We start from the raw sequence: 23949 nt of genomic DNA on the forward strand, positions 1-23949 counted from the left end.
GCCCTCCCGCCCATGATGCCGGAGCGCCCGGCCCCTTCGACGGGACCGGGCGCTCCGGGGTGACGCAGGCGACTCAGCGCTCGACGGCCTTGGCCAGGATCTCCGGGGCGCGCTCCAGCAGCCGCCCGGCCGCGAAACGGATGCCGAGGGCGGCGATCAGGGCGCCGTAGAGCGGGCCGACCACCAGGACCGGCCAGGTCGGGCCGGCGGAGAGCAGCGCCCAGCCGAGGTAGCCGCTCACCGGCAGGGAGAGCAACGCCACACCGAACAGCGAGCCGAACTGGTTGACCAGCACCAGGCCGCCCTGCCCGGGGGCGGCGTTGCGCATCGGGTTGCTGTCGGCCGGCATGGTGTACGGCGCGAGCACGCTGAGCGTCGCGCCGAGCGCGACGCCGCAGCCGAGCAGGGCGAGCGCGAGGCCGAGTGCGGACGGCAGGCCGGCCCAGTCGCCGGTGGCGGCGGCCAGCACGGGCCCGAGCACCAGCGTCACCGGGATGGCGTACGACAGCACCGCGTAGGCCCGGCCGCGCAGCTCGTCCCGGGCGTCGGCCGGGGTGAGCAGGGTGGCGGCGACCATCCAGAACGCCGAGCCGTCCATGCCGAACAGGTTGAGCATCTGCAGCCCGAGGAACATCCCGGTCATCGCCAGCAGGTAGACGCTCGACCAGCCCTGGACCATCGACAGCACGCAGATCACCAGCGTCATGCCGATGCTGGTGAACACCGCGGCCTTGGCCCGCGGCTCCCGCCAGGCGTACCGGAGGTGGCGCTGCATCACCGCGCCGGCCCGGCCCTCGGGCAGGAAGCTCCAGCCGCGCGAGCTCTGCACGCCGCGGGCCACCTCCAGGGTGGAGGAGTCGGCGGTGACCATCAGCTCCTGGAGGCTGCCGCGCCACCAGCGCAGCAGCAGGGCGAGCAGCGCCGCGGCCGCGGCGAGCTGGAACAGCGCCAGCCCGTACCGCCCCTCGCCGGCGGTGCGGGCCGCGTCGGCCGCGCCGACCGGCGGCAGCCAGCGCAGCACGGAGGCGATCGGCGCCAGCGGGCTGAGGTCGAGGTGGTCCCCGGGCCGGCCGAAGACGCTCTGCGAGCCGACGTTGGCGGCCTGCACGAGCAGGGCGAACAGCAGTCCGCCGAAGATCGCGAAGTCCTTGCCGCGCCGGCTGGAGAGCATCCGGGCGTTGCCGGCGGCGACCGCCCGGGAGAGCGTGACCAGGCAGAGCACGGCCAGCGGGACGCCGACCAGTGCGGCCGCGGCCGAGGCCCCGCCGTTGGCGCCGGACAGCGCCGCGCCGGTCACCAGCACCAGGCTGACCAGCGGGCCGGGCCCGATCAGCGCGGCCAGCAGCGAGCCGCGCAGCAGCGGTCCGGGCCGCAGCGGGAGCATGGTGAGCCGGGTCGGGTCGGCGCTCTCGTCGCTGGAGAAGAGGAACAGCGGCAGCGCCGCCCAGCCGAGGGTGAGCACGCCGAGCAGCATCACCCCGGCGTCCCCGGAGCCGTCGAAGCGCCCGTTCATCATGGCGAGGGCGAAGGCGATGCCGGCCGCGAAGGCCAGGCCGAGGACGCCGCCGATGACGTACACGGCGGTCCGGCCGGGGCTGCGCCGCAGGCCGTTGCGCAGCAGCCGCAGCTTGAGTGCCACCAGGGCGCGGACCACCGTCCGCCCGTCGGGCACCGGGGTGCGGGCGGCTGCGGGGGCGGTGCTCACTGCCCGCCCCCGAGCTGCGCGCCGGCCTGCCCGCCGGCCTGTCCGCCGAGCTGCCCGCCGCCGGCCGGAGCGTTTCCGGCCGCTCCGCCGCCGAGCCAGCCGAGCGCCTGGCCGTCGTCCTCGCGGACGCCGATCAGGCCGAGGAAGGCCTCGTGGAGGCTGCGCCCGCCGCGCACGGTGTCCAGCGGGCCGTGGGCGATCACCCGGCCGGCGTTGACCACGGCGACCCAGTCGCAGAGCTGTTCGACCAGTTCCATCACGTGGCTGGAGAAGACCACCGTGGATCCGGCCGCCGCGTACCGCTTGAGCACGCCGCGGATGGTCTGCGCGGAGACCGGGTCGACGCCCTCGAAGGGCTCGTCGAGGAACAGCACGTCGGGGTTGTGCAGCAGCGCGGCGGCCAGACCGATCTTCTTGCGCATGCCGGTGGAGTAGTCGGCGACCAGCTTGTCGGCGTCGCGGGCGAGGTCCAGGACGGCCAGCAGCTCCTCGGCGCGGCGGTCCACCTCGGCGCCGGGCAGGCCGCGCAGCCGCCCGTTGTACTGCAGCAGTTCGCGGCCGCTGAGCCGCTCGAACATCCGCAGCCCCTCGGGCAGGATGCCGATCCGGGCCTTGACCGCGACCGGGTCGGCCCAGACGTCGCCGCCGTGGATGAGGACGGTGCCCTGGTCGGGCCGGAGCAGGCCGGTGGCCATGGACAGCGTGGTGGTCTTGCCGGCGCCGTTCGGGCCGACCAGGCCGATGAAGGAGCCGGCCGGCAGCTCCAGGCTGAGTCCGGCGACGGCGGCCTGGCCGCCGAAGTGCTTCCACAGCCCCTGGATGCTGACGGCGGAGGGGGGAACGGGTGCGGGGTGGTCGGACGGCGGCGGCGCTGACGCCTGCATGGCGGCCTTCTCTGTTCGCTGGCGGATGGGTGTCTCGGACTCAGCCTGTCACTGCGGAAACGGGCTGTCTCCCGAGTTGAGGATCCCCTGAGCGAGTGGGCCGAACGGGTGAGGCGCGCCGTCCGGACGGCGCGTTACGGCGGGTGCCGGGCTGGAATTGGCAACTACTCAGCTCCGCCGTTCGTCCTGCACTATGAGGGGCAGTGAGGGACAGCGAGGGGCGCGGGGCCGCGCCGGGTGCCGGGAGGTGCGGATGGCCGTTCAACCGTGGGGAGCCTCGGACCCCGGCGAGCCGGATCGCCGCCCGGCCGGGGGCTGGCAGCCCCAGCCCGTACCGCAGTCCGTCCCGCAGCCCGTCCCGCAGCCCGGGTTCCACGCGGGGATGCGTGCCGGGTACGCGGACCGGGACCGGACGATCGACGTGCTGAAGGCCGCGTTCGCCGAGGGCCGGCTCTCCGCCGAGGAGTACGAGCAGCGCCACGAGCAGGCCTCCGTCGCGCAGACCTACGGCCAGCTGGCCGGGCTGGTGTCCGACCTGCCCTCCGGCCCGATGCCGGCGCCGATGGCCTTCGCCGCCCCGCCCGTCCCGGCGACCTTCCTCCCGCCGCCTCCGCCGCCGGTTCGCTCCACCAACGGGCTGGCGGTCACCTCACTGGTCTTCGGTCTGACCGGCCTCTCGCTGCCCGCGGTGGTCGTCGGGCACGTCGCGAAGGCCCAGCTGAGCCGCCACGACCGGGCCGGCGACTGGGTCTCCACCCTCGGCCTGCTCTTCGGCTACGCGGGCTGCGCGCTCTGGACGCTGCTGCTCCTGGTGGTGCTGCAGGTGCCGGTCTGAGCGGGTCGCCCCGGGCGTGTCCCGCCCCGGTGGCGGCGGTCGGCGGGCTGTGGTAGAGCGGGTGGAGGGCGGTCCGACACCGGGTGGTCGCGTCCGGGACACTCCTGGGACATCCGGCCGAAGGTCGCGACCTGCGGCGTTGCATTTGTTTTGACCGCGCCCGATGCGCTAGGTACGCTCTGACCTTGTGCCTGGGGTGTCCCCGGGTCCTTGTGCGTGCATGCACACCGGTCGCCGCGCCGAGCCGGAGCGCCTTCCAGCGCCCCGCGCGTTGAGCGCCGTCGCTGTACATCAGCTCATGGGATTCCGTGTCGGAATAAGCCCAACACACCCGACCGCGTGGGTCGACCACGGGGCCGTGTGCGGGGGATCACCGCAGGTTAGTTTTACCAAGCCTTGGCACACAGAAAACGGAGAAACGGTGCCTACGATCCAGCAGCTGGTCCGAAAGGGCCGGCAGGACAAGGTCGAGAAGAACAAGACTCCCGCGCTGAAGGGTTCCCCGCAGCGTCGTGGGGTCTGCACGCGTGTGTACACGACCACCCCGAAGAAGCCGAACTCGGCTCTCCGCAAGGTCGCCCGTGTGCGCCTCACCAGCGGGATCGAGGTCACCGCTTACATCCCGGGCGAGGGCCACAATCTGCAGGAGCACTCCATCGTGCTGGTGCGCGGTGGTCGTGTGAAGGACCTTCCTGGTGTCCGCTACAAGATCATCCGCGGTTCGCTTGACACCCAGGGTGTCAAGAACCGCAAGCAGGCTCGCAGCCGCTACGGCGCCAAGAAGGAGAAGTAAGAATGCCTCGTAAGGGCCCCGCCCCGAAGCGCCCGGTCATCATCGACCCGGTTTACGGCTCCCCGGTCGTCACCCAGCTGGTCAACAAGATCCTGCTGCACGGCAAGCGCTCCACCGCCGAGCGGATCGTCTACGGCGCCCTTGAGGGCGTCCGTGAGAAGACCGGCTCGGACCCGGTCGTGACGCTGAAGCGCGCGCTGGAGAACGTCAAGCCGGCCCTCGAGGTCAAGTCCCGCCGTGTCGGTGGCGCGACCTACCAGGTTCCGGTCGAGGTCCGTCCGGGCCGCGCCAGCACCCTGGCGCTGCGCTGGATGGTCGGTTACTCCCGCGCCCGTCGCGAGAAGACCATGACCGAGCGCCTGATGAACGAGATCCTCGACGCCAGCAACGGCCTGGGCGCTTCCGTGAAGCGTCGCGAGGACACCCACAAGATGGCCGAGTCCAACAAGGCCTTCGCGCACTACCGCTGGTAGTCCCTACCCCGTCACTAGACAGAGAGAGAACGAGCCACCATGGCTGCAACCTCCCTTGACCTCGCCAGGGTCCGCAACATCGGGATCATGGCGCACATCGACGCGGGCAAGACCACCACCACCGAGCGGATCCTGTTCTACACCGGCGTCTCGTACAAGATCGGTGAGGTCCACGATGGCGCTGCCACCATGGACTGGATGGAGCAGGAGCAGGAGCGCGGCATCACGATCACGTCGGCCGCGACGACCTGTCACTGGACGGTCGACGACGTCGACAACACCATCAACATCATCGACACCCCGGGTCACGTCGACTTCACCGTAGAGGTGGAGCGTTCGCTGCGCGTCCTCGACGGTGCCGTGACGGTGTTCGACGGTGTCGCCGGTGTCGAGCCCCAGTCCGAGACCGTGTGGCGGCAGGCTGACCGCTACGGCGTCCCGCGCATCTGCTTCATCAACAAGCTGGACCGCACGGGCGCGAACTTCTTCTTCTGCGTCAAGACCATCGTGGACCGCCTCGGCGCGACCCCGCTGGTCATGCAGCTCCCGATCGGTGCCGAGGCGGACTTCAAGGGCGTTGTCGACCTTGTCCGCATGAAGGCGCTGGTCTGGTCCGCCGAGGCCGCCAAGGGCGAGATGTACGACATCGTCGACATCCCGGCCGAGCTGCAGGAGCAGGCGAACGAGTACCGCGAGATGCTCCTGGACGAGGTGTCGAACGTCAGCGATGACGTGATGATGCTCGCCATGGAGGGCGAGGACGTCCCCGAGGAGCTGCTGTACGAGGCGATCCGCAAGGGCACCCTGGAGTCGGCCTTCACGCCGATCTTCTGCGGTACCGCGTTCAAGAACAAGGGCGTTCAGCCCCTGCTCGACGCGGTCGTCAAGTACCTCCCGTCGCCGCTGGACATCGAGTCGGTTGAGGGCACCAAGCCCAACGACCCGGAGACCAAGATCACCCGCAAGGCCTCGGACGACGAGCCCCTGGCCGCGCTGGCGTTCAAGATCATGTCCGACCCGCACCTGGGCAAGCTCACCTTCGTCCGGATCTACTCCGGCCGCCTGGAGTCCGGCACCTCGGTGCTGAACGCCGTGAAGGGCAAGAAGGAGCGCATCGGCAAGATCTACCGCATGCACGCGAACAAGCGTGAGGAGATCGAGTCGGTGGGCGCCGGCGACATCGTCGCCGTCATGGGCCTGAAGCAGACCACCACCGGTGAGACGCTGTCCGACGAGAAGAACCCGGTCATCCTGGAGTCCATGGACTTCCCGGCCCCGGTCATCCGCGTCGCGATCGAGCCCAAGTCCAAGGGTGACCAGGAGAAGCTGGGTGTTGCCATCCAGCGTCTCGCCGAGGAGGACCCGTCCTTCCAGGTCAACACGGACGAGGAGACCGGCCAGACCATCATCGCGGGTATGGGCGAGCTGCACCTTGAGGTGCTGGTCGACCGTATGAAGCGTGAGTTCAAGGTCGAGGCCAACGTCGGCAAGCCGCAGGTCGCGTACCGCGAGACGATCCGTCAGGCCGTCGAGCGCATCGACTACACCCACAAGAAGCAGACCGGTGGTTCCGGTCAGTTCGCCAAGGTGCAGATCGCGATCGAGCCGCTCGAGCAGGCCGAGGGCTACGAGTTCGTCAACCAGGTCACCGGTGGCCGCGTGCCGCGGGAGTACATCCCGTCGGTCGACGCCGGTTGCCAGGAGGCCATGGAGTTCGGCATCCTCGCCGGCTACCCGCTGCAGGGTGTCCGCGTGAAGCTGCTCGACGGCCAGGCGCACGACGTCGACTCGTCCGAGCTCGCGTTCAAGATCGCCGGTTCGATGGCGTTCAAGGAAGGCGCGCGGAAGGCCAAGCCGGTCCTCCTCGAGCCGATGATGGCCGTCGAGGTCACCACGCCCGAGGACTACATGGGCGACGTGATCGGTGACATCAACTCTCGCCGTGGCCAGATCCGGTCCATGGACGAGCGTCACGGTGCCCGCGTCGTCACGGCGCTGGTGCCGCTCTCCGAGATGTTCGGCTACGTCGGTGATCTGCGCAGCAAGACCTCTGGTCGCGCGAGCTACTCGATGCAGTTCGACTCGTACGCCGAGGTTCCGAAGGCCGTGGCGGAGGAGATCATCGCCAAGGCCAAGGGCGAGTAAGGACCGGCTCCAGCCGGTTCCCTACGAGGCCGCGGCCGTCCCGATATTTCGGGACGATTGTGAACCCTTAGGCTATTAGGAGGCGTCCCGGGAGAATCCGGTCGGATTCTCCCGGGGGGCCTCCGGCCCCCACCCCGCGGGACGGTGCGAGGTGCTTCCGGCACCTCGGGCCCAAACCCGATCAAAGACCAACTGACGTCAGCACGGCGTACAGAACTGTCCTCAGGAGGACTGCAGTGGCGAAGGCGAAGTTCGAGCGGACGAAGCCCCACGTCAACATCGGCACCATTGGTCACATTGACCACGGTAAGACGACCCTTACCGCGGCCATCACCAAGGTGCTGCACGACGCTCACCCGGAGATCAACCCCTTCACGCCGTTCGACCAGATCGACAAGGCGCCGGAGGAGCGGCAGCGCGGTATCACCATCTCGATCGCGCACGTCGAGTACCAGACCGAGGCGCGTCACTACGCCCACGTCGACTGCCCGGGTCACGCGGACTACATCAAGAACATGATCACCGGTGCGGCCCAGATGGACGGTGCGATCCTCGTCGTCGCCGCCACCGACGGCCCGATGCCGCAGACCAAGGAGCACGTCCTCCTGGCCCGCCAGGTCGGCGTCCCCTACATCGTCGTCGCCCTGAACAAGGCCGACATGGTGGACGACGAGGAGATCCTGGAGCTCGTCGAGCTCGAGGTCCGCGAGCTCCTCTCGGAGTACGAGTTCCCGGGTGACGACCTGCCGGTCGTCCGCGTCTCCGCGCTGAAGGCGCTGGAGGGCGACAAGGAGTGGGGCGAGAAGCTCCTCGGCCTCATGGCCGCCGTGGACGAGGCCATCCCGACCCCGGCCCGCGCCGTGGACCAGCCGTTCCTGATGCCGATCGAGGACGTCTTCACGATCACCGGTCGTGGCACCGTCGTCACCGGTCGTATCGAGCGTGGCATCCTCAAGGTCAACGAGACTGTCGACATCATCGGCATCAAGGAGACCAAGACCACCACCACGGTCACCGGCATCGAGATGTTCCGCAAGCTGCTCGACGAGGGCCAGGCCGGTGAGAACGTCGGTCTGCTCCTCCGTGGCATCAAGCGCGAGGACGTCGAGCGCGGCCAGGTCATCATCAAGCCGGGTTCGGTCACGCCGCACACCGACTTCGAGGCCCAGTCCTACATCCTGTCGAAGGACGAGGGTGGCCGTCACACCCCGTTCTTCAACAACTACCGCCCGCAGTTCTACTTCCGTACCACGGACGTGACCGGCGTCGTGACCCTCCCCGAGGGCACCGAGATGGTCATGCCGGGCGACAACACCGCCATGACGGTCGCGCTGATCCAGCCGATCGCCATGGAGGAGGGCCTGAAGTTCGCCATCCGTGAGGGTGGCCGCACCGTGGGCGCCGGCCAGGTCACCAAGATCATCAAGTAATTGATGTTCTGACCTGTCTGTCCCGCACAGGCGAACCGAAGGGCTCCGCACACCCAGGTGTGCGGAGCCCTTCGGCCTTCATCAGGCCTTCACCCGCTCTCACAGCCTGCTCATGGCCGGCTGTTATTGTCGGGCGACCGTCCAGCCCGCCGTCGCGGAAAGTGGGATCCAACGCATGCCAACGGCACCACTGTTGTCGGTCGTGATGCCGATCTACAACGAGCAGGAGGCGCTCCCGCTGACCGTCGAGCGGCTGCGGCCGATCCTGGACGGGCTCGCGGTCGACTACGAGGTCGTGGGCGTCGACGACGGCAGTACGGACGCCACCCCCGTCGTCCTGCAGAAGGTCCGGCAGGACTGGCCGGAGTTCCGCATCGTCCGCTTCGCCCGCAACTCGGGACACCAGGCCGCGCTCACCGCCGGCATCCACCGGGCGCGCGGCGACTACGTGGTGAGCATCGACGCCGACCTCCAGGACCCGCCGGAGAAGATCCCGGAGATGCTCGACCTGGCCCGCGAGCAGGGCTTCGACGTCGTCTACGGCGTGCGCGGGGACCGCGCCACCGACACCGCCTTCAAGCGCCGGACGGCCGGCGCCTACTACTGGCTGATGCGCAAGCTGGTCGGCAAGCGGATGCCCAACCAGGCCGGCGACTTCCGCCTGCTCAGCCGTGCGGCCGTGGAGGCCCTCAAGCAGCTGCCCGAGCACCAGCCGGTCTACCGGCTGCTGGTGCCGTGGCTCGGCTTCCCCAGCGGCGAGGTGGTGTACGTCCGGGAGGAGCGGGTGGCTGGCGGCACCCACTACCCGCTGTCCAAGATGGTCCGGCTCGCACTGGACAGCGTGACCAACTTCTCCGCCGCCCCGCTGCGGCTGGCCACCTGGCTGGGCCTGGTGAGCTTCGTGGTCTGCCTGGCCCTCGCGGTCTACACCACTCTCTCGTACGCGCTCGGTGCGACCGTGCCCGGCTGGTCCTCGCTGTTCATCGGCATGCTCTTCATCGGCGCCGTGCAGCTGATCTGCGTCGGACTGTTGGGGGAGTACGTCGGCCGGATCTACTCGGCGGTGCAGGCCCGCCCGACCTACTTCGTCGGCTACGACTCGGCCGACGACGAACTGGCGCAGGACGACGCGGCGCACGGCGACGCGCGGGGCCCGGGCCGGTGACCGTCACCGAGGAACCGGCGGAGCCCGCCGAGCCGGCCCCGTCGACCCGCCGCCAGCTGCCGTCCTTCCTGGTCATCGGCGTGCTCAGCACCGTCTTCTACCTGGTGCTGTTCGTCGCCGCGCGATGGTTCACCGACCCGCAGGCGGCGAACCTGATCGCGCTGGCCGTCAGCGCGGTGGCCAACACCGCGGCCAACCGCCGCTTCACCTTCGGGGTCACCGGCTCGCAGGGCATGGTCCGGCACCAGCTGCAGGGCGCGGTGGCCTTCCTGATCGGGCTCGGCCTCAGCGCGGGCGTGCTCGCCCTGCTGGACCAGGTGGCGCCGAACGCCTCCCGGCCGGTGGAGGTCGCCGGACTGGTCGCCGCCAACGGCCTGGCCACGGTGGCCCGGTTCGTGCTGCTGAAGATCTGGGTCTTCCGGGGCTGAACCGGCGCTCGACGGCGCCCGTTACCGGCCGTTCGCGGACCGTCCACCCGGCCCCCTCAGCCCGTCGTGCCGACGGGCCCCTCGGTATGCTGTGGCTCGTAGCCTGCCCGCTGACGGTAGTGGAAGTCCGCACCCGGCCGGGGAGACGGGCGGCAGGGACTTGACCGAAGGGGCACGGCACCGTGTCGACCGTACATTCCTCGCCTGAGCGCGAGCTTCAACGTCCGACCGCACCGCCGGGGCCGCCGCCCGAGCCGATCACCAGTGGACGGTCCAGGCGCAACCCGCTCGTCCTGGCCGGGGGGCTGGCCCTGTCCTGGCTGGTGCCGACCGGGCTGGTCGCGCTGGACCTGGGCGTCCTGCTGCTGCCGCTGCTGCTGTTCTCCATAGCCGCCGTGCTCCGGGTCGGCGGCGTGCTGCTCGACCGGCTGTTCGTCGCCGGGCTGGTGCTCGCCGGTTCGGTGCTGACGTTCGGCCTGCTCTTCTCGCTCTGGCCGTGGGGCCTCTCGCCGGTCGCCACCAGCGGCCTGATGTTCAGCGTGGTGACGGTCGCCGCCTGGGCCGCCCGCCGCGGCCCGCGCCTGCCGTTGCGCTTCCGCTGGTCCGACCTGCTGGTCCTGGGCACCGGCTACGGCGTCTGGCACTACCTGTTCCACCCGATCGCGGGAACGTCGGCGGCCGAGCGGGTCGCCTACTTCGCCACGTCGGAGGACCGGCTCGCGCACTTCTCCTTCTTCTCCGGCATCCAGAACGTCGGCGGCTTCAACTTCCTCCACCAGGAGGCGGCCCGGTCCTACCTGATACCGCCGTCCGAGGTGACGTACCCGCAGGGCTCCCACTTCCTGCTGGCCTGGACGGACACCCTCGTCCACTCCGCCGCCGACTCCGGCGACATGCTCTACACCATGAACCGGTACTTCCTGTACCTGCTGGTGGGGTACGCGCTGTTCTGCGCCGCACTGGTCTGGGCGGCCCGGTGGATCGGCGGGCCGCGGCTGCGCGGCTGGCGCTGCGCGGCGGTGTGCGCGACCGTCGGCGCGATCATGTTCGCGAGCAACTACATGGACCTGATGGTCCACGGCTTCGACTCGACCTTCATCGGGCTGCTGCTGATAGCACTCGCGCTGGCCGTGATGATCCGGCCGGCGATGGGCACCACCGAGTTCGTGCTGGCCGCGTCGGCCGGGCTGATCACCGTCACCTACGCGTACAACATCTACGGCGCCTTCGTCGGCGTGGCACTGCTGGGCGCGCTGGTGGCGCACCGGCGCAAGTTCGCCGGGCGCTGGTGGTGGACCGCCGGCGCGCTGGCGTGCGCGCTGGGCGTGGCCGCGCTGCCGAGCGTCCTGTCCGTGCTGGGCAACCTCGACGTGGCCAGTGCCTCGAACATGAACGGCCCGAGCGTCGGGGCCGACCGCTCCATACTCATCGGCGGCGGGCTGCTCGGCCTGCTGGCCGCGGTCATGCCGCGCAACCGCCGGACGGCCGTCGGCCAGGCGCACCTCGCGGTCCTGCTCGGCACCGGCGGGCTGCTCAGCGCCTTCGCCGCCTACCAGCTGCACACCATCGGCAAGTACTCGTACTACTTCCACAAGATGACGGCCGTGGGCGTCGTGGTCAGCCTGATATCCCTCGGCGCCGTCGGGGTCATGCTGCAGAGCCCGTACCGGGGGACGGGCCGCACGCTGCCGAGCCGCCTCGGCGAGCTGGCGATATCCGGCCTCGCCGTCGCCGCCGCGCTCAGCCTCTTCGCCAACGTGCAGTGGGGCTTCCTGACCACCAAGGACAACCCGTCCGCCTGGTCCGGCAACCCGCTGGTGGCCTGGGGACGCGGCGAGTTCAAGGGGGACATGGGCCCCAAGGGCGCGCAGGCGCTCGACATATCGAGCAAGGGCCCGGTGATCGCGCTCTTCGCCAACGACGACTACAAGAACCTCAAGGCCACCTGGCTCGCCTCGCTGCTGAACCGGCGCGGGGGCGACATGACGGCGCTGTACGACATCCACTGGGTGTCCATCGGCGGCCCCCAGGTGAAGGAGGAGGACTACCAGAAGTCTCTGGGCCGCCTCAAGGGAGCCATCGACAAGCTCCCGGCCGCGCCCGTCCCGCCGACCGTCCTGACCGCCGACCGCTCCGTGGGCGACCGGATCAAGCGGGACCTGGCGGCGCAGGGTGTCACGGTGACGGTGCTGAGCGATCCTCAGAACCTGTGGACGGAGCCGTGGTCCCGTACCTTCCCGGGGGTCTGAGGGTGGGGCCCACCGTCATCGGACGTTCACGGCTACCCGCTACTATTCACAGCAATCGCACGGCCGGGCCGGCCTCGTGCGGAGACGTGTGGCAAGGTCGGCCGGTTAATTCGGTGATCATGTGATGAAGAACCCGATCGCCAAGCTGCTCGGGGTGCTACCCCCGGGGGCCCGGCTCGTGGTCGGTGGGACGGTCGTACTCGGGGCCTCGGCGTACGTCTACATGGCGCTCGTGGGCTACAGCCTGGGCACGGCCGGCGCAGCCAGGGTGACGATGCTCTGGACGATCGTGATGTCCGTCGGGTGGGGCCTGTTCCAGCCCGTCGAACTGGAGCTGACGCGGCTGGTCGCCGCCCGCAAGGTGTCCGGGGCGGGGGCACTGCCCGCGGTACGGCGGATGCTGCTGCTCGCCCTGGCGATCCTGGCCGCGGCCTGCGCCGTGCTGGCGGCCGCCGCCGGCCCGATCGCCGACCAGCTGTTCGGCGGCGACCGGACCCTCGTGGTGGCCCTCGCCGGCGGCATGGCGGGCCTCGCGGTGAGCTCGGTCTCCCGCGGTGCGCTGGCCGGCCTCGGGCTGTTCGGCCCCTACGGCACCCAGCTGGCCGTCGACGGTGCCCTGCGCATCGGGCTGGCCGCGCTGACCGCCGTCCTCGGGCTGCACTCGGCACTGGCCTTCGGCCTGATCCTGGTGGTCGCCCCGGTCGCCGCCTCGCTGATCGGCCTGCGCGGCATCCTCGCCGACCGCGCCCCCGGGCCGGAGGTGTCCTGGCGCCAGCTCACCAGCGGGCTCGGCCTGCTGATCGGCTCCGTGATGCTCAGCCAGCTGGTGGTGAACGCGACCGTCGTCTGCGTGCGCCTGCTCGCGCCGAAGCACTCCGAGGCGTCCGACGCCCTGGTCTTCGCCCTCGGCCAGGCCGTGGTGATGGCCCGCGTGCCGCTCTTCGCCTACAGCGCCCTCCAGGCCTCCATGGTCTCCGCGCTCTCGGGTGCCACCGCGGCCGGCGACCACGCCGAGTTCCGCAAGGTGCTGACCCGCACCACGGCGATCGTCGCCGCCATGTGCATCGGCGGCGGGCTGCCGGTCATCGCGCTCGGCGCCTGGCTCAACCCGCTGCTCTTCAACGCCAAGGACCTGCTCAACCCGCTGGACTTCACCTGGCTCGTCCTCGGCACGCTCTGCTACGTCCTCGCGACGGTCTTCGGCCAGGCGCTGATGTCGAGCGCCCAGCACCGCCGACAGCTGGTGGGCTGGACGGCCGGTTCCGTAGCATTGGTTGCGGTCGCCCTCTCCCCGGGCGACGTCGGTCTCCGTGCCGAGCTCGCGTACCTGGCCGGCGCGCTGATCAGCGCCGTCCTGATGCTGTGGGCGCTGTACCGCGCGTTCCCCTCCAGCCCTGCCGCCTCCGGGCGCTCCGGGCTGGACAACAGGAGCGCGGCCGAGCCGCTGCGGACCTCGTGACGGTGGGGGACCGGACTGTGATTGGCCGACGACGCCCGTGATCACCACCGACAGACAGACCGAGGCACGCGACGCCGTGCCGTTCGCCAAGCATGGAGCCCCTGTGTCCGACTATGACAACGTCTGGCTGGTGATCCCGGCCTACAACGAAGGCCAGGTGATCGCCGAGGTCGTGGAGGGGGCACGCAAGACCTTCCCCAACATCGTGGTGATCGACGACGGCTGCACCGACGACACGGCGAAGCACGTCATGACGACCGGCGCCCACCTGGTGCGGCACCCGGTCAACCTGGGCCAGGGCGCAGCGCTGCAGACCGGCCTGAAGTACGCGCTGGAGCAGGAGGGCGCCGAGTACTTCGCCACCTTCGACGCGGACGGCCAGCACCAGACCGCCGACGTGGAGAAGATGGTGGCGCTGCTGCGCCAGGACGAGGCCGACATCGTGCTCGGCTCCCGCTTCATCGAGCAGACCGGCCAGGTGCCGTGGATCAAGCGGGTCGTGCTCCGCACCGCCGCCGCGGTCAGCCCGACCGCCCGCAAGCTCAAGCTCACCGACGCGCACAACGGTCTGCGCGTGATGAACCGGGAGGCGGCCAGCCGCATCCGGATCACCATGAACGGCATGGCCCACGCTTCGGAGATCGTCTCCTTCCTCGCCGGCTCGGACCTCCGGGTGGCAGAGGTGCCGGTGGACATCCTCTACACCGACTACTCGCGCGCCAAGGGCCAGTCCCTGATCAACGGCGTGAACATCCTCTTCGACATCTCGCTGCGGGAGCGTAACCGCCGATGAATCACCTCTGGATCCAGCTGATCCTCGTCCTGGCCGCCGTGGGCATGGCCCTCCTGTTCGTCCGGCGCTGGGACGCCGCGAACACCCGGGCGTGGAAGCGCATCGCCTTCTCGCTCTTCGTCGTCGCCAACGTCATCGCGATCCTGTGGCCGGCCGGCGTGACCAAGCTGGCCACCGCGCTGGGCGTCGGCCGTGGCACGGACCTGGTGCTCTACCTGATGGTCATCGCCATGGGCTTCCTCACGCTCAACACCTACCTGCGCTTCCGGTCGCTGGAGAAGAAGCTCACCGACCTGGCCCGTACGGTCGCCATCACCGAGGGCGTCCGTCACAACAACGACCGCCTCGACGCTCCGGTCGGCTCCGACCACTGATCGCGCTCCACGCGACAGGGCACGAGGCCTGAGGGCCGGCACCCCCGACGGGGTGCCGGCCCTCAGCCGTGCGTGCGGGCGAGCGCGCCGCCGGAGAGGCCGGCGAACGATCCCGTCGACCGTCGGCCACCGAGCCGAACGGTGACGCCCGTTCATCCGTTGTGGAAGAAGGGGGCGCCAATAGGTGCCGCCTTTTTGGGCTCCGGAAAATCCGGACATTACCGAGTTCATTCATCCCCCGGCCGCCCGGCGGACGTATTTCCTTGTGTCAGAATTTCCGATTGGCGGCCTCTGTACACCCGATCTCCGCCCCCCGGAGCCGGTGTGGGCCGACCGGCTGACGCACGGGCCCGGCAAAGCTGGTTGACTTGGGGCGCCCGCTGGCCGCGGCCGGGCGGCACCGAAGCGTGATCCAGGACCAGGAGGTGCGGCGCCGTCATGAGCGTCGATTTCGTCATCCCGTACTACGGCGATCCGGAGTACCTGTTCGCCACCATCGACAGCATCCGGGCCCAGCACCAGCAGGACTGGCGGCTGACCATCGTGGACGACCAGTACCCGGGCTTCCGGGCGCCCCAGTACATCGAGAGCCTGAACGACGAGCGGATCCGGTACATCCGCAACGCGGAGCGGCTGGGGCCCAACGGCAACACCTACAAGGCCTCCACCCTGGCCGAGCGCGAGTTCGTCTCGATGATGGGCGCCGACGACCTGCTGGAGCCCGACTACCTGGACGTCGTCCTGGAGCGCCTGCGGGCCGACCCGAACGCGATCGCCGTCCAGCCGGGCGTGCGGGTGATGGACAGCGACGGGACCCTGGTGCCCTCGCTCGGCATCGGCGACAAGGTCAAGCGCCGGATCAGCGCGCCGGCCCGCAAGGCCGGGGTGATCAGCGGCGAGGCCGCGGTGAAGAGCCTGCTGTCCGGCAACTGGCTGTACACGCCGTCGCTCACGTACCGCCAGTCCGCGCTGTCGAAGATCCCGTACCGCCCGGACATCGACGCCATCCACGACCTGGCGTTCATGGTCGACATGCTGATGGAGGGCGGCAACCTGCTGGTCGACGAGCGCGAGGTGTTCCGCTACCGGCGCCACCAGGCCAGCGACTCCTCGAACCGGGTCAAGGACGGCAAGCGCTTCGACGAGGAGCTGCGGTACTACTCGCTGATCTCCAAGGAACTGCGCGCCAAGGGCTGGACCAACGCTGCGCGCTCGGCCGACCTGCACCTCTCGTCCCGCCTGCACGCCCTGATGGTCGCCGCCGGCCGGCTCGGCGCGGGTGACTTCTCCCACGCCGGCGCCATGGTCGGCCGCGCGGTCCGCAGCAGCTGACCCGAGCGGGTCCGAGGGCGGTGCCGGCAGCCGGCCGGACGCCCCCGGGTCACGGCGCCCCCGAGGCGCCCGGCCGAATTCGACGGGGCGGGAGTAAGCGCTTCGGTCGGCCGCTGGGCTCTGGATGGGTGAGGGGGTGCTCATGGGGAGCACCGACGACCGACCGGGCGGATCCTGCTGAACCACCACGCCCCAGCCCCGACACGGCCGGAACGGGGTTCTTGCCCGAGGCCTCGGCTTCTGGTAAGCGCCCTATGATGGCCGCTGATCGCCGGTCCACTGCGCCATTCTTCGCCACTCATCGGACGTGGCCACTGCACGGAAGTGACTGACATGACTGATCTGGCCACCAGCCCGGTCGGCGGCTCCCGCAAGGGGTCGCTCGAACCGGAGGGCGCGATCGCGCCCCGCCCCGGACGGCTCGACGGCCTGCTGGAGCGCCCCTGGGCGGTCCGCTCGGCCGAGGCCCTGGTCTCGATCGTGGCGGCGTTCGGCTTCGCGCTGCTCTGCACCCGCATCGACGTCAACCCGCTGAACCGGGTGGGCCAGGTCAGCGGTCTGGCCATGCTCCAGAAGTACGCCGCCATCGTGGGCCTGCCCATCCTGGCGGTGCTGCTGTACGCCGCCTACCGGGGCAGCCTGGCCCGGTACCAGCTGGCCCAGCGGCTGGTCTGCGCGGCCGTCGCGGGACTGGCCACCGGCGCGGTCGCGGGCGGGATCGCGGTGGCGCTGAACGGCACCCAGTGGGGCCTCGGCGGTCAGGAGGGCGACCCGGGCAACCTCATGGGCATGGCCAACGACATGCTGCGCGGCAAGGGCCTGCCCGGCGTCTACCCGCCCGGCTTCCCGGCGCTGCTGGCGGTCTGGTCGAAGCTGTTCTACGGCGGCGTCGGCGGCGTCGGCTACGCCATGAAGGACGTCCAGCTGATCTGCAGCGCACTGGTCGGCCCGATGGCGTACCTCTCCTGGCGGCTGATGCTGCGGCCGGTCTGGGCGCTGCTGATCGCCGTCCCGTCGGCGATCCTCTTCCTCGACCCGATCCGGCCGTACAGCCACGTCACGATGCTGGTCATGGTGCCGATGCTGGCCGCCGCCCTGCGGGAGCTGCGCCGGTCGCACGAGCTGTCGACCCGGTCCACGGTGCTGCGCGGCCTCGGCTTCGGCGTCTCGTTCGGCCTGATGTTCCTCTGGTACTCGGGCTGGTTCGTCTGGGCCGCGCCCGGCGTCCTCGTCCTGACGCTGTTCGTCATCCCGTGGCGCCAGGGCGCCGCCCGGATCAAGCGGGTGCTGCTGTTCCTCGGCGTGACGCTGGTGAGCGCCGGCGTGGTCGGCTCGCCGCTGCTGTACGAGCTGGTGCGGCTGGGCGCCCAGGCCAAGGACCGGTACGCGTACCTCTCGGTGTACATCGACCCGGCGTACATCATGGGCTGGGCCTCGGACCGCAACGGCGACCTGAACTACCACGACTTCCCGTGGCACGGTGAGCTCGCCGGGCAGAGCGCCTACACCCTGCTGCTGCTCGCCGGGGTCGCGCTGGCGCTGGGCCTCGGACTGCGCAGCATCACCGTCCGGACCGTGACGGCCACCCTGATCAGCGCCTGGCTGCTGCGCTTCTGGTTCGCCTCCCAGATGGCCCAGACCAAGTCCATCCAGCTGTACCCGCGGACGACCTGGATCATCCTGTACGCGCTGATGATCCTCGCGGTGCTCGGCCTGATGTTCCTCGTCCAGCGGGGCGCCGGCTGGCTGCGCACGGTGCAGCGGGTAGGCACCGACGGGCGGCCGGCGCCGCTCACCCTGCGGCCCGCGGTCACCGGCCGGCTGGTCGCCGGCGCGGTCTGCGCGGTGGCGCTGTTCGCCACCATGGCCGCCTCCTGGTCGGCGGACCGCTACATGCCGACCACGAAGCCCGAGTACGTGCCGGTCGCCGGGGCCAAGGGCATCGACATGGGCGCGGACGCCTGGCGCGCCCACATCCTGGTGAACCGCGACGGCAAGTGCCCGAAGTACGACCCGGCCGGGCCGACCGACTGCGCGCCGGTGAACAAGGAGCTCAAGGAGTACAACAACGAGCCCGACAAGGGTCAGCTGTGGTGCGCCAACGTGACCGGCGACGAGTGGGCGCTGACCTGCGGGAGCAAGCGACCCTGGTGACGCGGGTCCGCGGCGGTGCGCGCCGCGGGTGAGGACGGTCACCCGATCGGGGCCGGTGAGGGCGACCTCACCGGCCCCGATTGGCATCAGGGCTGCTCCATGTGGCAGTATGTCCAAGTTGCTCGGTTGAGTTGCCGATGCTGTGCGCCTCCCGCCGGGAGGACTGGAAGCGAGTCCCAGGTACTCGTCGTTCCCGTGATGGCCGTTAAGCGTGAAGTCGACGCCACGGCAGCTGCGGGGCGAAAGTACGGGAATCTTCCGGGAAGTGCATGCGGGGCCTCGGCCCGGCCCCCCCACCCCGAAAGTTTGAAACCGACGAGCTTTTCGCCGGTTTTTTGCAAGCGCGAGCGCGACACGCCCGAGCGCGGGGGTCGGAGGGTGGTCGTGCAGTGACTAAGGACAAAGGACTACTGAGTAGCCATGGCGGGACAGAAGATCCGCATCCGGCTCAAGGCCTACGACCACGAGGTCATCGATTCCTCGGCGAAGAAGATCGTCGAGACGGTGATCCGAACTGGTGCGCAGGTCGCAGGCCCGGTGCCGCTGCCCACTGAGAAGAACGTGTACTGCGTCATCCGCTCGCCGCACAAGTACAAGGACTCGCGCGAGCACTTCGAGATGCGTACTCACAAGCGTCTGATCGACATCCTCGACCCCACGCCGAAGACGGTTGACTCGCTCATGCGTCTCGACCTGCCGGCTGGCGTCGACATCGAGATCAAGCTCTGAGAGGCGCACCGAAGATGGCTAAGCAGATTAAGGGCATCCTGGGCGAGAAGCTCGGCATGACCCAGGTCTGGGACGAGAACAACCGGATCGTTCCGGTGACCGTCGTCAAGGCTGGGCCCAATGTCGTGACCCAGGTCCACACCGCCGACAGTCCGGCCGGCTACGACGCCGTCCAGATCGGCTTCGGCGAGATCGACCCCCGCAAGGTGAACAAGCCCCTCGCGGGCCACTTCGCCAAGGCCGGTGTCACCCCGCGCCGCCACCTGGTCGAGCTCCGTACCTCGGACGCGTCCGAGTACACCCTCGGCCAGGAGATCACCGCGGAGCTGTTCGAGGCGGGTGTCAAGGTCGACGTGACCGGCACCTCCAAGGGCAAGGGCTTCGCCGGTGTCATGAAGCGCCACAACTTCCGGGGCCTCGGCGCCGGTCACGGTGTGCAGCGCAAGCACCGCTCGCCCGGCTCGATCGGTGGCTGCGCCACCCCGGGTCGCGTGTTCAAGGGCATGAGGATGGCCGGCCGGATGGGCCACGAGCGCGTGACCACCCAGAACCTGACCGTCCATGCCGTTGACGCGGAGAAGGGGCTGCTCCTGATCAAGGGCGCAATCCCGGGTCCGAACGGCGGCCTCGTCCTCGTCCGCACCGCGGCGAAGGGGCTGTGAGGATATGAGCACCATTGACATCCTGTCGCCCTCGGGCGACAAGACCGGCAGCCTCGAGCTGCCGGCCGAGATCTTCGACGCGAAGGTCAGCGTTCCGCTGATGCACCAGGTCGTCGTGGCGCAGCTCGCTGCGGCCCGTCAGGGCACCCACAAGACCAAGACTCGTGCCGAGGTCCGCGGTGGCGGCCGTAAGCCGTACCGCCAGAAGGGCACCGGCCGCGCCCGTCAGGGCTCGACCCGCGCCCCGCAGTTCGCCGGCGGTGGCGTCGTGCACGGTCCCGTGCCGCGCGACTACTCGCAGCGGACCCCGAAGAAGATGATCGCCGCCGCCCTGCGCGGTGCGCTCACCGACCGGGCCCGCCACAACCGCATCCACGTCGTCACCGACGTGATCGCGGCCGAGGCGCCGTCGACCAAGGCCGCCAAGGGTCTGTTCGGCAAGATCACCGAGCGCAAGAACATCCTCCTCGTCGTCGAGCGTGCCGACGAGCTGGGTCTGAAGAGCGCCCGCAACCTGCCGCACGTGCACATCCTGGACGCCGGTCAGCTGAACACCTACGACGTGCTCGTCTCCGACGATGTGGTCTTCACCCAGGCCGCCTTCGAGCGTTTCGTGGCGGGTCCCGCCGCGTCCGCCAAGGCCGTGGCTGCTGAGGGCGAGCTCGAAGGGAGCGCCGCCTGATGGCTGCAGAGATCACGAGCAAGACGTTCACGGACCCCCGTGACGTCCTGGTGAAGCCGGTCATCTCGGAGAAGAGCTACTCGCTCCTCGACGAGAACAAGTACACGTTCGTCGTGTCGCCCGGTGCCAACAAGACCCAGATCAAGCAGGCCGTCGAGGCGGTCTTCTCGGTCAAGGTCGAGTCCGTCAACACGCTCAACCGTCAGGGCAAGCGCAAGCGCTCCAAGACGGGCTTTGGCAAGCGCAAGGACACCAAGCGCGCCATCGTGACGCTGGCTGAGGGCAACCGCATCGACATCTTCGGTGGTCCGGTCTCCTAACGGAGATCGTGATCGTCGATAAGGACGAGGACGAGAGAGCCAAATGGGCATCCGCAAGTACAAGCCGACTACGCCGGGCCGTCGTGGCTCCAGCGTGGCCGACTTCGTAGAGATCACGCGGTCCACGCCGGAGAAGTCGCTGGTTCGCCCCCTGCACAGCAAGGGCGGCCGTAACAACGCCGGTCGGATCACCGTTCGCCACCAGGGTGGCGGGCACAAGCGCGCCTACCGCGTGATCGACTTCCGTCGTCACGACAAGGACGGCGTGCCGGCCAAGGTCGCGCACATCGAGTACGACCCGAACCGCACCGCGCGCATCGCGCTCCTGCACTACGCGGACGGCGAGAAGCGCTACATCATCGCGCCGCGCGGCATCGCGCAGGGTGACCGGATCGAGAACGGCGCTGGCGCCGACATCAAGCCGGGCAACAACCTGCCGCTGCGCAACATCCCGGTCGGTACCACCATCCACGCGGTGGAGCTGCGTCCCGGTGGCGGTGCCAAGATGGCCCGCTCCGCCGGTGCCGGCATCCAGCTGCTGGCGCGTGAGGGCAAGATGGCGCACCTGCGCATGCCCTCCGGTGAGATCCGCCTGGTGGACGCGCGCTGCCGCGCCACCGTCGGCGAGGTCGGCAACGCCGAGCAGTCGAACATCAACTGGGGCAAGGCCGGCCGTATGCGCTGGAAGGGCGTTCGCCCGACCGTGCGTGGTGTCGCCATGAACCCGATCGACCACCCGCACGGTGGTGGTGAGGGTAAGACCTCTGGTGGCCGCCACCCGGTCTCGCCGTGGGGCCAGAAGGAGGGTCGCACTCGTAGCCCGAAGAAGGCTTCGAACGCCCTCATCGTGCGCCGCCGCAAGACCAACAAGAAGCGCTAGGAGCAGGTCAGATGCCGCGCAGTCTCAAGAAGGGCCCCTTCATCGACGGCCACCTTCTCAAGAAGGTGGACGCGCAGAACGAGGCGGGTACCCAGAACGTCATCAAGACCTGGTCCCGTCGCTCCGTGATCTTCCCGGCCATGCTCGGCCACACGATCGCGGTGCACGATGGCCGTAAGCACGTCCCGGTGTTCGTCACCGAGTCGATGGTCGGCCACAAGCTCGGCGAGTTCGCGCCGACGCGTACCTTCCGCGGTCACGTCAAGGACGACCGCAAGTCGAAGCGTCGCTAGTCGCCAGCGAGATTACCGACTCAATGACTTACACCAGCAAGGGGACAACCATGGAAGCCAGGGCCCAGGCGCGGTACATCCGCGTCACGCCCATGAAGGCCCGCCGCGTGGTGGACCTCATCCGTGGCCTTCCGGCCACGGAGGCCCAGGCCGTCCTGCGTTTCGCTCCGCAGGCCGCCACCGTGCCCGTCGGCAAGGTGCTCGACAGCGCCATTGCCAACGCCGCGCACAACTACAACCACTCCAACGTGGACGACCTCGTCATCAGCGAGGCGTACGTTGACGAGGGCCCGACCCTGAAGCGGTTCCGTCCGCGTGCGCAGGGTCGTGCCTACCGGATCCGCAAGCGGACCAGCCACATCACCGTGGTCGTCAGCAGCAAGGAAGGGACCCGGTAATGGGCCAGAAGGTTAACCCGCACGGGTTCCGCCTCGGCATCAGCACGGACTTCAAGTCCCGCTGGTACGCCGACAAGCTGTACAAGGACTACGTCAAGGAAGACGTTGCCATTCGTCGCATGATGACGAAGGGCATGGAGCGCGCCGGCATCTCCAAGGTCGAGATCGAGCGCACCCGCGACCGCGTCCGCGTTGACATCCACACCGCCCGCCCCGGCATCGTCATCGGCCGCCGTGGCACCGAGGCCGACCGCATCCGCGGCGACCTCGAGAAGCTGACCGGCAAGCAGGTCCAGCTGAACATCCTCGAGGTCAAGAACCCCGAGCTGGACGCCCAGCTCGTGGCTCAGGGCGTCGCGGAGCAGCTGTCCTCCCGCGTCTCCTTCCGCCGTGCCATGCGCAAGTCGATGCAGGGCACCATGAAGTCCGGCGCCAAGGGCATCAAGGTCCAGTGCTCCGGTCGTCTCGGCGGCGCCGAGATGAGCCGCTCGGAGTTCTACCGCGAGGGCCGTGTGCCGCTGCACACCCTGCGCGCGAACGTCGACTACGGCTTCTTCGAGGCCAAGACGACCTTCGGCCGCATCGGTGTGAAGGTCTGGATCTACAAGGGCGACGTCAAGAACATCGCCGAGGTCCGCGCTGAGAACGCCGCTGCCCGCTCGGGTAACCGCCCGGCCCGTCCCGAGGGTGGTCGTCCCGCCCGCGGTGGCGAGCGCCGTGGTGGCGAGCGCGGTGGCCGCGGCCGTCGCCCCGCCGCGTCCGAGGCCCCCGCGGCCGCGGCCGCGGAGGCTCCGGCTGCCGAGAACACCGGAACGGAGGCCTGACTCCAATGCTGATCCCCCGTCGGGTCAAGCACCGCAAGCAGCACCACCCCAAGCGCCGTGGCGCTGCCAAGGGTGGCACCGAGCTCGCCTTCGGCGAGTACGGCATCCAGGCCGTCACCCCGGCCTACGTGACGAACCGGCAGATCGAGTCCGCTCGTATCGCCGTCACCCGTCACATCAAGCGTGGCGGCAAGGTCTGGATCAACATCTACCCGGACCGTCCGCTCACCAAGAAGCCGGCCGAGACCCGCATGGGTTCCGGTAAGGGTTCGCCCGAGTGGTGGATCGCGAACGTGCACCCGGGTCGGGTCATGTTCGAGCTGTCGTACCCCAACGAGAAGGTGGCTCGTGAGGCGCTGACCCGCGCAGCTCACAAGCTCCCGATGAAGTGCCGGATCATCCGGCGCGAGGCAGGTGAGAGCTGATGTCGGCCGGCACCAAGGCTGCTGACCTCCGCGAGCTGGACAACGAGGGTCTCGTTGCCAAGCTCCGTGAGGCCAAGGAGGAGCTGTTCAACCTCCGCTTCCAGGCGGCGACCGGGCAGCTCGACAACCACGGACGGCTCAAGCTCGTCCGTAAGGACATCGCGCGGATCTACACCCTGATGCGCGAGCGCGAGCTGGGCATCGAGACGGTGGAGAACGCCTGATGACTGAGAACACCAACGAGACGCGCGGTTTCCGCAAGACCCGTGAGGGTCTCGTCGTCAGCGACAAGATGGACAAGACCGTCGTCGTCGCCGTCGAGGACCGCGTCAAGCACGCTCTGTACGGCAAGGTCATCCGCCGTACGAACAAGCTGAAGGCGCACGACGAGGCGAACGCCTGCGGCATCGGCGACCGGGTCCTCCTCGCGGAGACCCGCCCGCTGTCCGCGACGAAGCGCTGGCGCGTCGTCGAGATCCTCGAGAAGGCCAAGTAACGAAGTTGATGCGGTACGGCC

At 69.5% G+C, this 23949-nt stretch carries 26 protein-coding genes; 24 read left to right on the forward strand and 2 right to left on the reverse strand.

What is annotated here, in order from left to right; translation table 11 throughout:
- Nucleotides 1–73: 73 nt before the first annotated feature.
- Both ACFV6D_RS07005 and ACFV6D_RS07010 read right to left on the reverse strand, forming a co-directional pair.
- Nucleotides 74–1705 carry a hypothetical protein gene (locus ACFV6D_RS07005; RefSeq protein WP_063348952.1) on the reverse strand — a complete coding sequence of 544 codons (1632 nt, stop codon included), beginning with the start codon at nt 1703–1705 and terminating at the stop codon, nt 74–76.
- Nucleotides 1702–2589 (reverse strand): ABC transporter ATP-binding protein, encoded by an 888-nt coding sequence (locus ACFV6D_RS07010; RefSeq protein ID WP_380423800.1) that lies wholly within the window; start codon nt 2587–2589, stop codon nt 1702–1704. The genes ACFV6D_RS07005 and ACFV6D_RS07010 overlap by 4 nt, the downstream gene beginning before the upstream one ends.
- A 253-nt stretch (nt 2590–2842) precedes the next feature.
- On the opposite strand from ACFV6D_RS07010, the gene ACFV6D_RS07015 reads away from it, so the two are divergent.
- The 24 genes from ACFV6D_RS07015 (at nt 2843) to rpsQ (ending at nt 23928) form a co-directional block, all read left to right on the forward strand.
- Nucleotides 2843–3424, forward strand: coding sequence for a DUF1707 and DUF4190 domain-containing protein (locus ACFV6D_RS07015; RefSeq protein WP_380423799.1), 582 nt, complete (start codon nt 2843–2845; stop codon nt 3422–3424).
- A gap of 421 nt (nt 3425–3845) precedes the next feature.
- A complete protein-coding gene (rpsL, locus tag ACFV6D_RS07020; RefSeq protein ID WP_014144289.1) occupies nt 3846–4217 on the forward strand; it encodes a 30S ribosomal protein S12 in 372 nt (123 codons plus the stop codon).
- A 2-nt stretch (nt 4218–4219) separates the two neighbouring features.
- Nucleotides 4220–4690 (forward strand): 30S ribosomal protein S7, encoded by a 471-nt coding sequence (rpsG, locus tag ACFV6D_RS07025; protein ID WP_030055803.1) that lies wholly within the window; start codon nt 4220–4222, stop codon nt 4688–4690.
- A 39-nt stretch (nt 4691–4729) separates the two neighbouring features.
- Complete coding sequence (gene fusA / locus ACFV6D_RS07030) at nt 4730–6835, forward strand: elongation factor G (RefSeq protein WP_363369328.1); 2106 nt, start codon at nt 4730–4732, stop codon at nt 6833–6835.
- A 236-nt stretch (nt 6836–7071) separates the two neighbouring features.
- Nucleotides 7072–8265, forward strand: coding sequence for an elongation factor Tu (gene tuf / locus ACFV6D_RS07035; RefSeq protein ID WP_063348956.1), 1194 nt, complete (start codon nt 7072–7074; stop codon nt 8263–8265).
- A 175-nt stretch (nt 8266–8440) separates the two neighbouring features.
- Nucleotides 8441–9430: a glycosyltransferase family 2 protein gene (locus tag ACFV6D_RS07040; RefSeq protein WP_380338817.1), complete on the forward strand. Its 990-nt coding sequence runs from the start codon at nt 8441–8443 to the stop codon at nt 9428–9430.
- A complete protein-coding gene (locus ACFV6D_RS07045; protein WP_380423798.1) occupies nt 9427–9858 on the forward strand; it encodes a GtrA family protein in 432 nt (143 codons plus the stop codon). The genes ACFV6D_RS07040 and ACFV6D_RS07045 overlap by 4 nt, the downstream gene beginning before the upstream one ends.
- 182 nt (nt 9859–10040) lie before the next feature.
- Complete coding sequence (locus tag ACFV6D_RS07050) at nt 10041–12107, forward strand: hypothetical protein (RefSeq protein ID WP_380423797.1); 2067 nt, start codon at nt 10041–10043, stop codon at nt 12105–12107.
- A 124-nt stretch (nt 12108–12231) separates the two neighbouring features.
- Nucleotides 12232–13566: a hypothetical protein gene (locus ACFV6D_RS07055; protein ID WP_380423796.1), complete on the forward strand. Its 1335-nt coding sequence runs from the start codon at nt 12232–12234 to the stop codon at nt 13564–13566.
- Between the two features lie 103 nt (nt 13567–13669).
- Nucleotides 13670–14359 carry a glycosyltransferase family 2 protein gene (locus tag ACFV6D_RS07060; protein WP_063348961.1) on the forward strand — a complete coding sequence of 230 codons (690 nt, stop codon included), beginning with the start codon at nt 13670–13672 and terminating at the stop codon, nt 14357–14359.
- Entirely contained in the window at nt 14356–14733 is a 378-nt protein-coding gene (locus tag ACFV6D_RS07065) for a DUF2304 domain-containing protein (RefSeq protein ID WP_063348962.1), read from the forward strand. Before ACFV6D_RS07060 ends, ACFV6D_RS07065 begins: the two co-directional genes overlap by 4 nt.
- A gap of 438 nt (nt 14734–15171) precedes the next feature.
- Nucleotides 15172–16065, forward strand: a complete 894-nt coding sequence (locus tag ACFV6D_RS07070; protein ID WP_063348963.1) for a glycosyltransferase — start codon at nt 15172–15174, stop codon at nt 16063–16065.
- Nucleotides 16066–16398: 333 nt separating this feature from the next.
- Nucleotides 16399–18219 carry a hypothetical protein gene (locus ACFV6D_RS07075; RefSeq protein WP_380489246.1) on the forward strand — a complete coding sequence of 607 codons (1821 nt, stop codon included), beginning with the start codon at nt 16399–16401 and terminating at the stop codon, nt 18217–18219.
- 420 nt (nt 18220–18639) lie between these two features.
- Entirely contained in the window at nt 18640–18948 is a 309-nt protein-coding gene (rpsJ, locus tag ACFV6D_RS07080; RefSeq protein ID WP_012785157.1) for a 30S ribosomal protein S10, read from the forward strand.
- A 14-nt stretch (nt 18949–18962) separates the two neighbouring features.
- Nucleotides 18963–19610 (forward strand): 50S ribosomal protein L3, encoded by a 648-nt coding sequence (rplC, locus tag ACFV6D_RS07085; protein ID WP_063348965.1) that lies wholly within the window; start codon nt 18963–18965, stop codon nt 19608–19610.
- A 4-nt stretch (nt 19611–19614) separates the two neighbouring features.
- A complete protein-coding gene (gene rplD / locus ACFV6D_RS07090) occupies nt 19615–20292 on the forward strand; it encodes a 50S ribosomal protein L4 (RefSeq protein WP_063348966.1) in 678 nt (225 codons plus the stop codon).
- Entirely contained in the window at nt 20292–20612 is a 321-nt protein-coding gene (rplW, locus tag ACFV6D_RS07095; RefSeq protein ID WP_063348967.1) for a 50S ribosomal protein L23, read from the forward strand. Before rplD ends, rplW begins: the two co-directional genes overlap by 1 nt.
- A 43-nt stretch (nt 20613–20655) precedes the next feature.
- On the forward strand, nt 20656–21492 hold the full coding sequence (gene rplB / locus ACFV6D_RS07100) for a 50S ribosomal protein L2 (RefSeq protein ID WP_063348968.1): 837 nt from the start codon (nt 20656–20658) through the stop codon (nt 21490–21492).
- An 11-nt stretch (nt 21493–21503) separates the two neighbouring features.
- Complete coding sequence (rpsS, locus tag ACFV6D_RS07105) at nt 21504–21785, forward strand: 30S ribosomal protein S19 (protein ID WP_030055821.1); 282 nt, start codon at nt 21504–21506, stop codon at nt 21783–21785.
- Between the two features lie 50 nt (nt 21786–21835).
- Nucleotides 21836–22183, forward strand: coding sequence for a 50S ribosomal protein L22 (rplV, locus tag ACFV6D_RS07110; RefSeq protein WP_030055822.1), 348 nt, complete (start codon nt 21836–21838; stop codon nt 22181–22183).
- On the forward strand, nt 22183–23007 hold the full coding sequence (gene rpsC, locus ACFV6D_RS07115; RefSeq protein WP_063348969.1) for a 30S ribosomal protein S3: 825 nt from the start codon (nt 22183–22185) through the stop codon (nt 23005–23007). Before rplV ends, rpsC begins: the two co-directional genes overlap by 1 nt.
- A gap of 5 nt (nt 23008–23012) precedes the next feature.
- Nucleotides 23013–23432, forward strand: coding sequence for a 50S ribosomal protein L16 (gene rplP, locus ACFV6D_RS07120; RefSeq protein WP_030055824.1), 420 nt, complete (start codon nt 23013–23015; stop codon nt 23430–23432).
- Nucleotides 23432–23656: a 50S ribosomal protein L29 gene (gene rpmC, locus ACFV6D_RS07125; protein WP_063348970.1), complete on the forward strand. Its 225-nt coding sequence runs from the start codon at nt 23432–23434 to the stop codon at nt 23654–23656. The genes rplP and rpmC overlap by 1 nt, the downstream gene beginning before the upstream one ends.
- Nucleotides 23656–23928, forward strand: a complete 273-nt coding sequence (gene rpsQ / locus ACFV6D_RS07130; protein WP_030055826.1) for a 30S ribosomal protein S17 — start codon at nt 23656–23658, stop codon at nt 23926–23928. The genes rpmC and rpsQ overlap by 1 nt, the downstream gene beginning before the upstream one ends.
- The last annotated feature ends 21 nt before the right edge of the window (nt 23929–23949 follow it).

The sequence above is a fragment of the Kitasatospora sp. NPDC059812 genome, assembly GCF_042732075.1.
Taxonomy (GTDB): domain Bacteria; phylum Actinomycetota; class Actinomycetes; order Streptomycetales; family Streptomycetaceae; genus Kitasatospora.